Origin of the sequence: Sphingomonas montana (genome assembly GCF_001956315.1) — a bacterium.
In the GTDB taxonomy this organism is placed as follows: domain Bacteria; phylum Pseudomonadota; class Alphaproteobacteria; order Sphingomonadales; family Sphingomonadaceae; genus Sphingomonas_R; species Sphingomonas_R montana.
The window spans coordinates 323,129-334,941 of sequence record NZ_KV887144.1; the positions used below are offsets into that span (position 1 = coordinate 323,129).

General features: G+C 68.9%; 8 protein-coding genes. 4 read left to right on the forward strand and 4 right to left on the reverse strand.

Going from position 1 to position 11,813, the window contains the following annotated elements:
• The first annotated feature begins 8 nt into the window (after nucleotides 1-8).
• Entirely contained in the window at nucleotides 9-785 is a 777-nt protein-coding gene (locus tag BKY59_RS06155; protein ID WP_076069529.1) for a GDSL-type esterase/lipase family protein, read from the forward strand.
• On the forward strand, nucleotides 764-2,242 hold the full coding sequence (locus tag BKY59_RS06160) for a carboxylesterase/lipase family protein (RefSeq protein WP_076069533.1): 1,479 nt from the start codon (nucleotides 764-766) through the stop codon (nucleotides 2,240-2,242). Before BKY59_RS06155 ends, BKY59_RS06160 begins: the two co-directional genes overlap by 22 nt.
• Before the next feature lie 175 nt (nucleotides 2,243-2,417).
• Here the strand turns inward: BKY59_RS06160 and BKY59_RS06165 are convergent, their stop codons facing one another.
• The 4 genes from BKY59_RS06165 to BKY59_RS06180 all read right to left on the reverse strand — a co-directional run bounded on the left by BKY59_RS06165 (nucleotide 2,418) and on the right by BKY59_RS06180 (nucleotide 8,153).
• Nucleotides 2,418-3,314: an ROK family protein gene (locus tag BKY59_RS06165; protein ID WP_076069827.1), complete on the reverse strand. Its 897-nt coding sequence runs from the start codon at nucleotides 3,312-3,314 to the stop codon at nucleotides 2,418-2,420.
• Between the two features lie 164 nt (nucleotides 3,315-3,478).
• On the reverse strand, nucleotides 3,479-4,753 hold the full coding sequence (locus BKY59_RS06170) for an ROK family transcriptional regulator (protein WP_076069536.1): 1,275 nt from the start codon (nucleotides 4,751-4,753) through the stop codon (nucleotides 3,479-3,481).
• 156 nt (nucleotides 4,754-4,909) lie between these two features.
• Nucleotides 4,910-6,598, reverse strand: coding sequence for a calcium-binding protein (locus tag BKY59_RS06175; protein ID WP_076069539.1), 1,689 nt, complete (start codon nucleotides 6,596-6,598; stop codon nucleotides 4,910-4,912).
• A gap of 379 nt (nucleotides 6,599-6,977) precedes the next feature.
• Nucleotides 6,978-8,153, reverse strand: a complete 1,176-nt coding sequence (locus tag BKY59_RS06180) for an alkaline phosphatase (RefSeq protein WP_240499979.1) — start codon at nucleotides 8,151-8,153, stop codon at nucleotides 6,978-6,980.
• Nucleotides 8,154-8,326: 173 nt separating this feature from the next.
• Here BKY59_RS06180 and BKY59_RS06185 point away from each other — a divergent pair, with 173 nt between their 5' ends.
• Both BKY59_RS06185 and BKY59_RS06190 read left to right on the forward strand, forming a co-directional pair.
• Entirely contained in the window at nucleotides 8,327-10,402 is a 2,076-nt protein-coding gene (locus BKY59_RS06185) for an alpha/beta hydrolase family protein (protein ID WP_076069541.1), read from the forward strand.
• A 56-nt stretch (nucleotides 10,403-10,458) separates the two neighbouring features.
• Nucleotides 10,459-11,772, forward strand: coding sequence for a metal-dependent hydrolase family protein (locus BKY59_RS06190; RefSeq protein ID WP_076069544.1), 1,314 nt, complete (start codon nucleotides 10,459-10,461; stop codon nucleotides 11,770-11,772).
• The last annotated feature ends 41 nt before the right edge of the window (nucleotides 11,773-11,813 follow it).

The window sequence follows — 11,813 nt, forward strand, 5'->3', positions numbered from 1 at the left end:
GACCCGTCATGACCCGCAACGCCCGCCTCCTCCTCGCTATGCTCGCCATGTCGGTGGCGCTTCCCGCCACCGCCGCGGAACCCACCGCCGAACAGAAGGCGATCTGGGCGAAGGAGGGTGAGGAACGGCTGCACACCGACTGGGCGTATCTCGGGCGCTACCGCGCCGCCAACGCCGCCCTTCCCGCGCCTGTGGCGGGCCAGCCGCGGATCGTGCTGATCGGCGATTCGATCACGCAAGGCTGGTACGATCAGGTGCCGGCCTTCTTCACGCCCGGCCGCATCGGTCGCGGGATCGGCGGCCAGACCACGCCGCAGATGCTCGTCCGCTTCCCCGCCGACGTGATCGCGCTCAAACCCGCGGTGGTGCAGATCATGGCCGGCACCAACGACATCGCATTCAACACCGGGCCGATGACGCCGGAGGAGAGCAAGGCCAATATCCGCGCGATGACCGAACTGGCGCAAGCCAACGGCATCCGCGTCATCCTCGCCTCCATTCCCCCGGCCGATCGCTATCCATGGCGCCCGGGCCTCGATACCGGCAGCAAGATCGTGGCGATGAACAGCTGGCTCAAATCCTACGCCGCCGCGACCGGATCGACCTACGCCGATTACTGGACCGCGCTGGCGGCCCCGGGCACCATGGGCATGCGCGCCGGCCTGTCGTCCGACCATGTCCATCCTACCCCCGCCGGCTATGCGGTGATGGCCCCCGTCGCCGAACGCGCGTTCAAGGCGGCGCTCGCCCGACCCGCCCCTACATGCGCGGTCATCGCCCGGTGATGCTCTTCGCCGCCCTCGCGCTTGCCACCAGCGTCGTTCCGACGGCGCAGGGCGCGGTGCGCGGCGAGTTGACGGCGGACGGCCGCCACCTGTTCCGCGGCATACCCTACGCCGCCCCGCCGGTCGGCCCGCTTCGCTGGACGCCACCGCAGCCGGTGCGCGGCTGGAAGTCCGTGCGCGACGCCACCCGCTCCGCGCCGTCATGCCCGCAGGTCGATCGCGGCTGGAATGCGGCGGCCGCGCGCTTCGCCAGCGAGGACTGCCTGTATCTGGAGGTCGGCACACCCGGTCCGAAACCGGCGAAACCGATGCCGGTCATGGTCTGGATCCACGGGGGTTCCAACTATGCCGGCGGCGGTGCGGGCACGATCCAGTCGGGCATCGTCCGCAAGGGCGTCGTGCTGGTCAGCCTGCAATATCGGCTCGGCGCGCTCGGTTTCCTATCGCACCCCGCGCTTTCCCGCGAAGCCGGCGGCGCGTCGGGCAATTACGGGCTGATGGACCAGCAGGCGGCGCTGCGCTGGGTCCGCGCGAACATTGCCGCATTCGGGGGCGACCCCGCCAACGTCACACTGTTCGGGGAAAGTGCGGGCGGCATGGACGTCGGCCTGCACTTGCTCAGCCCCGGTTCGCGCGGGCTGTTCGCCAGGGCGATCGAACAGAGCGGCACGCCGGGTTTCGGTACGCCGCCGCGCAGCCTTGCCGACAACGAACGGTTGGGGGTGATGATTGCGGCACAGGCCGGCAGTGCCCAGACCGCCACCGCGCTCCGCGTGCTGCCCGTTGCCGGACTCATCGCGGCGACCGAGGCCGTCGACGTGCCCGGCCTGGTCGACAAGAGCTTCATCTGGCTCCAGGCGATCGTCGACGGGCGCGTCCTGCCCGATACGCCGGCGGCGATACTGGCCAAGGGCGGCAATCCCGCGCCGCTGATCGTCGGCAGCAATGCGCGCGAACTGACTCTGCATGGCGGCGTCGCGCGCGCCGGCACCGCGATCGCGGACGCATTCGGCCACAATGCCGACGCCGCCCGCCACGCCTATGGGCTAGACCGAATACCGGTCGCCGATCCGCGGATGGGCGACCTGGACCTGATCCTGTCGAACGACATCAATTTCCGTTGCCCCACGACGGTGGTCGCCACCGCCCGCACGCGAACCGGCCAGCCGGTCTGGCACTATCAGTTCGACTACTCCGCGCCGGACGGCAGGCCCGTGACGCACGGCAGCGACATTCGCTACGTCATGGCCGGAACCGACGAACTGGAACCGGGCGCGCCGCCGATGCAGGCCTATTGGCTCGCCTTCGCGCGTACCGGCAATCCGAACGCCGCGGGACTGCCCGCCTGGCCGCGCTACGATCTGCGCACCAGAAGCTATCTGGCGTTCGTCAATGGTGGACCGCAGCCCGGAAACGACCTGCGCGGGCCGGTCTGCGGTCTCCGGGCCGCGCCTTAGCGGCGGTCTCGATCGAATGTGACGACCACCATCCTCGTCGTCCCGGATACGGTCCCAGATACGGGGTTTGAAGCACCGCGTGCGCGGCCCTGGACTCCGGATAGGGTCCGGAATGACGACTCATTAGCGCGCATTGATTTCGACACCGGTATGAAGGAGCCGGATCGGCTGGTAATCAGGCCGGCCACAATCGTGCCGCGCCGCGCACGCCGCTGCTGTCGCCCCACATCGCCTGTACGATTTGCGCGTCCCACCCGTCCGAAAAAGTGTGTCGCCGGATCACGTCGGGCAGCCGATCATAGAGTTCGGTCACGTTCGACATGCCGCCGCCCAGCACGAAACAATCCGGGTCGACCAGATTGGCGATCAGCGCGAGCGCCCGCCCCAGCCGGTCGACATAGCGATCGAGCGTCGCCACTGCCGCGGCGTTGCCGTCGCGCGCCGCCTGGACGATCGCCGCACCTTCCAGCATCGCGCCGGTCGCGCTCGCGTGGTCGCGGCGGAACCCGGTGCCCGATACCCAGCTTTCCAGGCAACCATGCTGGCCGCACCAGCAATCCGGCCCGGGATATTCCGATGCATTGGGCCAGGGCAGCGGCACATGGCCCCATTCGCCTGCAATCCCGTTCGCCCCCTCGACGATACGCCCGTCGATCACCAGCCCGCCGCCACATCCCGTGCCGACGATGACCGCGAAAGCCGATCCTGCGCCCGCCGCGGCCCCGTCCACCGCCTCCGACAGCGCCAGGCAGTTGGCGTCGTTCGCCATCCGCACCGGCCGGCCGAGCGCGGTCTCCAGATCCTCGCGGAACCGGCGGCCGTTCAGATAGACCGAGTTGGCGTTGCGCATCAGCCCCGTCCGCGGCGAAATCGACCCCGGTGTCCCGATCCCGATCGTGCCCGTCGCGCCGGTCTCGGCCTCGACCGCGGCGATCAGGTCGCGCACCGCGCGGACGGCGCGATCATAATCGCCCGGATTGGGCACGCGCAGCCGGCTCAGAAACTGTCCATCCCGGGCCAGCGTCGCCGCCTCGATCTTCGTGCCGCCGAAATCGATACCAATCTGGACCATCGCCCGCTCCTTCCGTCCGCCGTCGTGCAAGGCCTTGGGCCGGGGGAAGCGTGCGTGCCACGCGCGGTTTGCCGCGATACGGTTCACACCGCGCGACGTCTTCTCCCACCGGCCGTCGATCGCGGCAGAATGTTGGGGAACAGCCGTAGCGAGCACGGTGAAGATTAAAAAGGCAAATTGCGTTCAGAAAGACCGCCGGTCCGCCCGGCTTGCATCAGAATCGCGTCGGACGGTAGGATATGATCCAGAAACGGCAGGATCGCCGCGCCGACGGCCGGCGCATCGTGCGACATCGCTGCACGCCGGACGCGTGCGTCCGATGGCAGTCCGGCATCGGCCAACATTACGTTCAACCGATCGACCAGCGCATCGACCAGTGCGGCGGGTAACCGCCCGCCGATCAGGATCGCGGCAGGGTCCACCAGGCAACTGACCGCGATCAGCGGTTCGATCAGCGATTGGGCGGCATCTTCGGTCCAGCTGCGGATAACCGCCGCCACCACCGGATCGCCGCCCGTCAGGGCATCGACCCCGGTTACCGCACAGCCGCGCTTCTCCAGTCGGGCGTACAGCGCGGACAGCGACACGGTTTCCTGCACGGTTCGGCCGGCGGCGCGGCGGGTCATGTCGGGCATGAAGCCGATTTCACCGCTGCGCCTGCCCGCACCCCGGAAATAACTGCCGTCGATCACCAGCCCGCCGCCCAGACCTGCGCTCACCAGCACGTAGAAGAAGCTGGGCAGGACCATGCCGGACCCGAACTGCGCCTCGCCGATCGCGGCGGCGGCGGCATCATTGTCGACATGCACCGGCCACGGCACCATCGTACCGACGAGGGCGGCCACATCGACGTCGTTCCAGATCTCGTACCCGGCCGGCCGGTGCGGCAGCGTTACCCGCCCCAGATCGTCGGGCAACGCGACCCCCACGCCCAGCATCCGGCGTTCGTCGATCAGATCGGACGCGCGGATCGCGGTGATCTCACCCCCGAGCCAGGCGGCGACGTCGTCCGGCATCGGAAACGCCACTTCACGCGTCGCGCGGGTCAGGACCGTGCCGGCAAGGTCCAGCGACACGATCGTGATATGATCGCGGTCGATATTGACGCCAATCGAGAAGCCGCCCCCGGGATTGATGACCAGCTGCGCCGCCGGTTGTCCCCGCGCGCCCTGTCGCCGTCCGGCCTCGGCGATCAGCCCGGCGTCCAGCAGGCGGCGCGTGATGTTCGCGATGGTCGGCGCGGTCAGCCCGGTGATCGCCGCCAGGTCGGTCCGGCTCGCTTCCCCGCTGACCCGGATCGCCTGCAGCACGGTACGCTGGTTGTAGTCGCCCGCCCGTTCCAGATTGGTCCCGGACAGGCTGACGCCCAGCCGCGCACCGTGATCGACGGCACCCGGCCGCCCGGTCGGTGTCGCGCCGGACGGACTGTTCGTCTTCACCCGGTCACCATGGCATGCTCGTTCCCCGCCGCCGCGACGAACCACCGTCACCCCCCCCTTCTAGGGAGCGGGAACCGTCTCATGCAATGAAACTCTGCCCGGACGTGTCGGTCGGGGGCATCGCCGCCGGCGACCCCCCACCCGCCTGGCCCGGCCTCAGCCGAAGATGACGTCGGTCGTCACATCGATCGCGGCGTTGTTCGTAAATGTCACGATCTCGTCGGCGAAGCTCGAGTCGATCAGCCACTGGTTCGTGTCGCCAATCTGGGCGAAGGTCGCGTCCGGGCCATAGCCTTCGAACCGCAGGACATCGCCGCTCGCGAAGTCTACGACCGTATCGCCTCCAGCCTCGCCCTGCGCGAACAGGAAGGTATCCGCACCGAGATTGCCATGCAGCAGATCGGCACCCGCGCCGCCGACGATCCGGTCGTCGCCCTGCCCGCCGAAGATCACGTCGCTGCCCGCGCCGCCGGAAATCATGTCGTTCCCGCCATTGCCGAAGATCGTGTCGTTACCGAGGTTGCCGAACAGCATGTCCGCCGCATCGCCCGGATCACCCACGCCGACGCCGCCATAGATCACGTCGTCGTCGGCACCGCCATAGACGGTGTCCATGCCGCCGCCGCCGAAGATCTGGTCGGCGCCGGCATTGCCGAAGATCGTGTCGTCGCCCAGATTGCCGAACAGGAAATCGCCGATGTCGGCCGTGTCGGCGGCACCGGTGCCGCCATAGATGACGTCGTTGCCCTGCCCGCCGTACGCCGCGTCGCTGCCGGCGCCGCCGAAGATCTGGTCGTCACCCATGTTCCCGAAGATCTCGTCGTTGCCGCCGCCGGACTGCAGATTGTCCGCGCCCGCGCCGCCGGACAGATAGTCGATGCCGTCGCCGATGATGACGGCGTCATTGCCGCTGCCGGTCGTGATCCGGAAATTTTCCGTGCCGACGAAATCGGCATTCGCGCCGGACAGGTCGGCGATCGTCCCAACATAGCCGCCGGCCAGGTCGCCGCTGACCACCCCGCCGGTCACCGCCGTGACAGCCGCCGAATAATCGACGACCAGCGTATCGTTGCCCGCGCCGGCATCGACGGTGTCGGCCCCGCCCGCAATGGTGATCAGGTCGGCCCCGGCGCCGGAGGTGATGGAGTCCGCGCCGTTGCCCGTCCCGATCACGTCCGCGCCGCCGCCCGTGGTAATCGTGTTCGCGCCGGCGCCCGCCTCGACCCGGTTGCCGCCGTCACCCGCCACGATGGTGTCCGCATCGATGCCGCCGACGATCAGGTTTCGTCCCTGGCCCGCGGTCACCGTGTTGGCACCGTCGCCCACCCGGATCTCGTTCTCGCCGGACCCGACGGTGATCGTGTCCGCACCGCTTCCGGTCAGGATCGTGAAATCCTCGAAACCGCCATTTACCGTGACGAGCCGACCGCCGCTGCCGGCCTCGGCGAAGTTCGACGTCGCGTCCCCGGTCACGGCGCCGGTCGCGAGGCTGTAGTCGACGATCAGCCGGTCGCGCCCCATGCCGCCGCTGACCGAATCCGCGCCGCCCGACACCTGGACGACATTGTCGCCGTCATTGCCGACGATCATGTTGCCGTCGCTCGCGTCCAGCACGTTCATGGGTGCGGTGCCGCCCAGCGTGACGCTGGTGACGCCGGGTGCCAGCGTCAGCACGATGCCGAGCGACGTCGCGTCGCCGGTGATGGTCATGCCGGTATGGATCACGGTAGCGGATTCACCGGAATATCCCGCCTCGAGCAGGATCAGGTCGCCTGCCCCGCCGGCGGCCATAGCATCGGCAATGGAGCGGAACGTCGAATTCGGACCGACTGTCAGTGTCGCCATGATGATGTCCTTCCGCGGGCAACGGGAGCTGCATGCATCCCATCGCGCTCGTGTCAAAATTCGCGGAAGCGCCGCGCCGACGTTGCAGAATACCGCCCCAAGGCGATACCGGTAGCTGGTCCATATAGATTAAAGTCTAAGTAGCGGCCGGTCGTGAACGGCGCGTATCGAAGACTGGTTAACCGCCGGGACACCAGCGGACGCGGTTCTCCGATCATGATCCCACGCCTCCATGAAACCGCTTCGCGCAGCTGAAATATGGCTGACTCGACTTCTTTCCGGGTCGATCCGCAGGGTATGCAGGCCCCGACATCACGGTCGCGACGCCACCTCGATCGGTGACCCGCGACGAGACAGCGCGGGTCGATATCCGGATGGATTACCTGCCCGCCCCCCACCCGAACGCGCCCATCATGATCCCGAACAGCCTGGTATTGGGCATGAATCCATGGACCTGTTCGGCCCCGGGGCCGGATGCCGCGACGATGACTTCCTCGCCGGTATGGCCGTCCTCGACGCTGATGACGGCGTTGCTGGCGTTCGTCGCGCCGGGCTTTGCCGCTTCCGCCGCATATTGCGCAGCTAGCGGCGTACCACGCCGACCACCCCCCATCCGCAGTCCGAAACTATGGTCGGCGGTGAACAGGATCAGCGTGTCCTTTCCCGCAACCGTGCTGACGCGGCGGATCATGTCGTCCATTTCGATCACGTGCCGCAGCCCCGCCTGTGGGTCGTCGGTGTGCATGTCCCATTCGACCATCAGGAAATAGCCCTTGGGATTGCGCGCCAGCTGTCCGATCGTCGCCTCCACCGCGGGCAGCGGCGCAAAGTCCGCATCGCGCAGGACCGCCACGCGCCCACCCTGGCCGACGATCGCCGGATCGTCCCCATAACGGTAGCCCGCGGTGCGGAACGCCCGTTCGGCGGTCGTCCCGCGCGCGGCGAAGGATGCAGTCGCGTCCGCCTGCCCCTTGCCGATCAGCACGTCCACGCCGTCGCCGAACCGCGGGGCCAGCATCTGGCGGAAGATCTCGTCCTTGCTCTTGCGCGCGGCGACATGTGCGAAACAGGCAGCCGGCGTCGCGTCCCAGATCTTCATGTTCGTGACGATGCCGGTCGACAGGCCATGTTCCTCGGCATGTTCGAGCAACGTCTTCAGCGGCGCCACGCCGTCCCCGACCCCGCTCGGCACCGCCGAAACCATCGCATTGTCGGTCTTGCGACCCGTCATGATCGCGGTCATTCCCGCCCCGGAATCGGTGACCCAGCGATCGAGCGAGGACGTGTCGGACAGCGCGACATGCGGCATCGACTGGATGAACAGCGACTGCGGCCGGTCATGCGCCAGGATCCCGGCCGCATTGATGGTCGAAATGCCACCCGCGTCGCCCAGGAACAGGATGACGTTGCGCGCCCGGGTCGCCGTCGCCGGTGCGGCCGCCGCCACGCCATCTACGCCGCCGGCTGGCAGCAGCGTCGCGGCCAGCGCCAGAGCGGTCCGCACGATCGTGCGCGCCGTCCTGGGATGCGGCTGTTCCATAGGGTCGTTCGGCATCGGTGTTCCTTGCTCGCCTCGTCAGGCATCGCCGCCGCTGTTCCACCGAAGTGCGTAACGCAAAAGTCACGATCGACTTTATCCGGGCGAGGTGATCGCCCGCCGTCACGATGGGATTGCGCACCCCGCCCGATCGGGCATGATCGCGCGACGCGTCATTCAAGGAAGCTCATTTGCGTCTGTCCCTTGCCGTCCTGCTGCTCGCCGCCGCCATAACCCCCTCCGCCGCAGTCATCGCGCAGCAGCCGCCCGGCGCCGCGCCCGCCACCGGTCCGACGCGCGCCTTTACCGGATCGGACCTGTTCGGTCTTTCGATCGCCGCCGATCCGCAGATCAGCCCGGACGGCCGGACTATCGCCTATGTCCGCCGCACCGCCGACGTGATGACGGACCGGATGCAGTCGTCGTTGTGGCTGATCGACGTCGCGTCGGGACGCCAGTCGCCGCTGGCCGCGCAAGGGTCGAACCCGCGCTGGTCGCCCGACGGGACGCGCATCGCCTACTCCGCCGGCGACGGGGACAGTTCGCAACTGTTCGTCCGCTGGCTGGCAACCGGAGCCAGCGCCCGGATCACCAGTTTCCCCGGCGATCCGCAGGCGCTCGCCTGGTCGCCGGACGGCACGCGCCTGGCCTATGTCGCGAACGCGGCGGGCGAAGCGACGACGCTGGGCAAGGCGCCGCCGAAGCCGGCGGGGGCCAAATGGGCCGAGCCGCTGGTGGTGATCGACCGGGTCAACTACCGCAACGACGGCCCCGGCTACGCCAAGCCCGGCCACGACCATCTGTTCGTGATCGCGGCGGACGGCGGCGCGGCCCGCCAGCTGACGTTCGGCGCGTTCGACGATGGCGGCCCGCTGTCCTGGACACCGGACGGGCGCGAGATCGTGTTCGCCGCGATCCGCGGCCCGGATGCCGAACGGCAGGTCATGAACTCGGACGTGATCGCGGTCGACGTGGCGAGCGGTACGCTGCGCACGCTGACGACGCGCAACGGCCCGGATGGCCAGCCGCTCGTCTCGCCCGATGGTGCCCGCATCGCCTGGCTCGGTTTCGACGACAAGAGGCGCAGCTATGAGAATACGCAGCTTTACGTCGGGGACCGGAACGCCGGCGGGCCGCGCTCGCTTACGGCACCGCTGGACCGCGCCATCGACGATGCGGTGTGGGACGCGGACGGGCGCAGCCTCTACGCCAGTTACGACGACCGCGGCCGGCGGCGGATCGCACGCATCGCGCTCGACGGCCGGACGACGCCGCTGATCGATAACGCTGCGGGCGGCATGCTCGACCGGCCCTATACCGGCGGCGAATTCTCGGTCTCGCGCGGTGGGACGATCGCCTATACCGGCGGCGATGCGACCGCACCCGCCGACATCTGGATCTGGAGCGGCGGCAGATCCCGCCGGCTGACTGATCTCAATGCCGTGATGACGGGCGCGAAGGCCCTCGCGCCCGTTCGCCGGATTGCGGTCACCGCGCCGGACGGTCGCGCGATCGATGCCTGGATCGCGACGCCGCCGGGCCGTGTCGCGGGGCAGCGTGCTCCGCTGATCCTGGAAATCCACGGCGGCCCGAACAGCGCCTACGGTCCCAGCTTCGCGACGGACGTGCAGCTTTACGCCGCCGCCGGCTATGCGGTGCTGTGGACCAATCCGCGCGGATCGACCTCCTACGGCGCGGAATTCGCGAACCTGATCGACAAGAATTACCCGTCCGCCGACTATGACGACCTGATCGCCGCGGTCGATGCGGCGATCGCGGACGGCACGGCCGATCCCGCCAACCTGTTCGTCACCGGTGGGTCGGGCGGCGGCGTGCTGACCGCGTGGATCGTCGGCAAGACCGACCGGTTCCGCGCGGCCGCAACGCAGAAGCCGGTCATCAACTGGGTCAGCGAGGCGCTGACGATGGACAATACGCTGTTCACCTCGCGCTACTGGTTCAGCAAGCTGCCGTGGGAAGATCCCATGAGCTACTGGAACCGATCGCCGCTCAGCCTGGTCGGCAACGTCAAGACGCCGACGCTGGTGGTGGTCGGCAGCGACGATTACCGCACGCCCGTTTCGGAATCCGAACAATATTATGCCGCGCTTCAGATCCGCGGGGTGCCGACCGCGCTCGTCAAGGTGCCGGGCGCCAGCCATGGCGGCTTCACGGCCCGCCCGTCGCAATCCGCGGCGAAGGCCGCAGCGATCATCGCCTGGTTCGACCGCTATCGCTTGTCGGCGGCACCCGTCCGCGCGCAATAATCAGTCTGAAGACGAAGCCCGACCGGACAAGGCCGGGCGCACAGGGGGACGAACCGATGATGAAGGCACTTCTGGTCGCACTGGCGGCCACCGTCGCGGCACCCGCGCTGGCGCAGGACGCACGCCCGGCCATTACCTATATCCACGCCGGCACGCTGCTCGACCGGCCCGGCCAGCCGCCGCGTGGCAACAGCACGCTGATCGTGCGCGACGGCAAGGTGGCGGACGTGCGCCCCGGCTTCGTCGCGCCCGAACAGGGCGCGACGCTGATCGACCTGCGCAACGCCTTCGTCCTGCCGGGTCTTGTCGACATGCACGTCCATCTCTGGGGGATCGGCGGGAATCCGATGCGCGCGCGGCTGGGGGCGATGACCCGCGACCGGTTCGACGACGAGATGACCGCGGTCGCCAACGCGCGGACGACGCTGGCCGCCGGCTTCACGTCGGTCCGCGATCTGGGCGGCGACCCGCGCGGCATCCGCGCGCTGCGCGACGCGATCGACGCGGGCGAGGTGGAGGGGCCGACCATCACCAATGCGGGCGAGATGATCTCCGTGACCGGGGGGCACGGCGACGGCGGAAACGGACTGGCGGAGGCATTTGCCGACATGGTCCACAAGACGGAGGTCAATCTGTGCGACGGCCCGGACGGGTGCCGCCGCGCGGTGCGGGCGCAGGTCGCGCTGGGCGCCCGCGTCATCAAGTTCGCGGCGACGGGCGGCGTCCTGTCGAACGTCAGCGGTGGGCTTGGCCGCGCGATGACACCGGAGGAGATGCGCGCGATCATCGACACTGCCCATATGCTCGGCCGCAAGGTCGCCGCGCACAGCCACGCGGCGGAGGGGACGAAGGCGGCGCTGGAGGCGGGCGTCGATTCGATCGAACATGGCACGTTCCTGGACGACGAGACGATCCGGCTGTTCAAGGCAAAGAGCGCCTGGCTGGTGCCGACCGAGATCGCGCCCGTGGCCGCGCTGGCGCAGGCGCGCGGCGGCGCCCTGCCCCCAGCCACCATCGTAAAGGCGGAGGAAGCCGCCGCCGCGATGGCCGCGAACCACCGGCGTGCCTATGCCGCCGGCGTGAAGGTCGCGTTCGGCACCGACACCGGCGTGTCGAAACATGGCGACAACGCGACCGAATTCGCGCTGCTGGTGCGGAACGGCCTGACCCCGGCGCAGGCGATCGCAGCGGCGACGGTCGGCGCGGCGGACCTGCTGGGCCGCACCGACATCGGCACGCTGGCACCCGGCAAGACCGCCGACATCATCGCGGTCACCGGTTCCCCGCTGCAGGACGTCACCCGGCTCGAACATGTCGATTTCGTCATGCACCGCGGCCTAGTCGCCAAAGCGGTGGCGACCGCCCGCTGACCCGCCGGACCTGCGGTAGGTTGGGTAAATTTTCGTGGTGA

Bases quoted from the DNA above. Each gene is read 5' to 3' on its own strand.
- BKY59_RS06155 (WP_076069529.1), top strand. From the start codon at position 9: ATGACCCGCAACGCCCGCCTCCTCCTCGCTATGCTCGCCATGTCGGTG.
- BKY59_RS06160 (WP_076069533.1), top strand. From the start codon at position 764: ATGCGCGGTCATCGCCCGGTGATGCTCTTCGCCGCCCTCGCGCTTGCC.
- BKY59_RS06165 (WP_076069827.1), bottom strand. From the start codon at position 3,314: ATGGTCCAGATTGGTATCGATTTCGGCGGCACGAAGATCGAGGCGGCG.
- BKY59_RS06175 (WP_076069539.1), bottom strand. From the start codon at position 6,598: ATGGCGACACTGACAGTCGGTCCGAATTCGACGTTCCGCTCCATTGCC.
- BKY59_RS06180 (WP_240499979.1), bottom strand. From the start codon at position 8,153: ATGCCGAACGACCCTATGGAACAGCCGCATCCCAGGACGGCGCGCACG.
- BKY59_RS06190 (WP_076069544.1), top strand. From the start codon at position 10,459: ATGATGAAGGCACTTCTGGTCGCACTGGCGGCCACCGTCGCGGCACCC.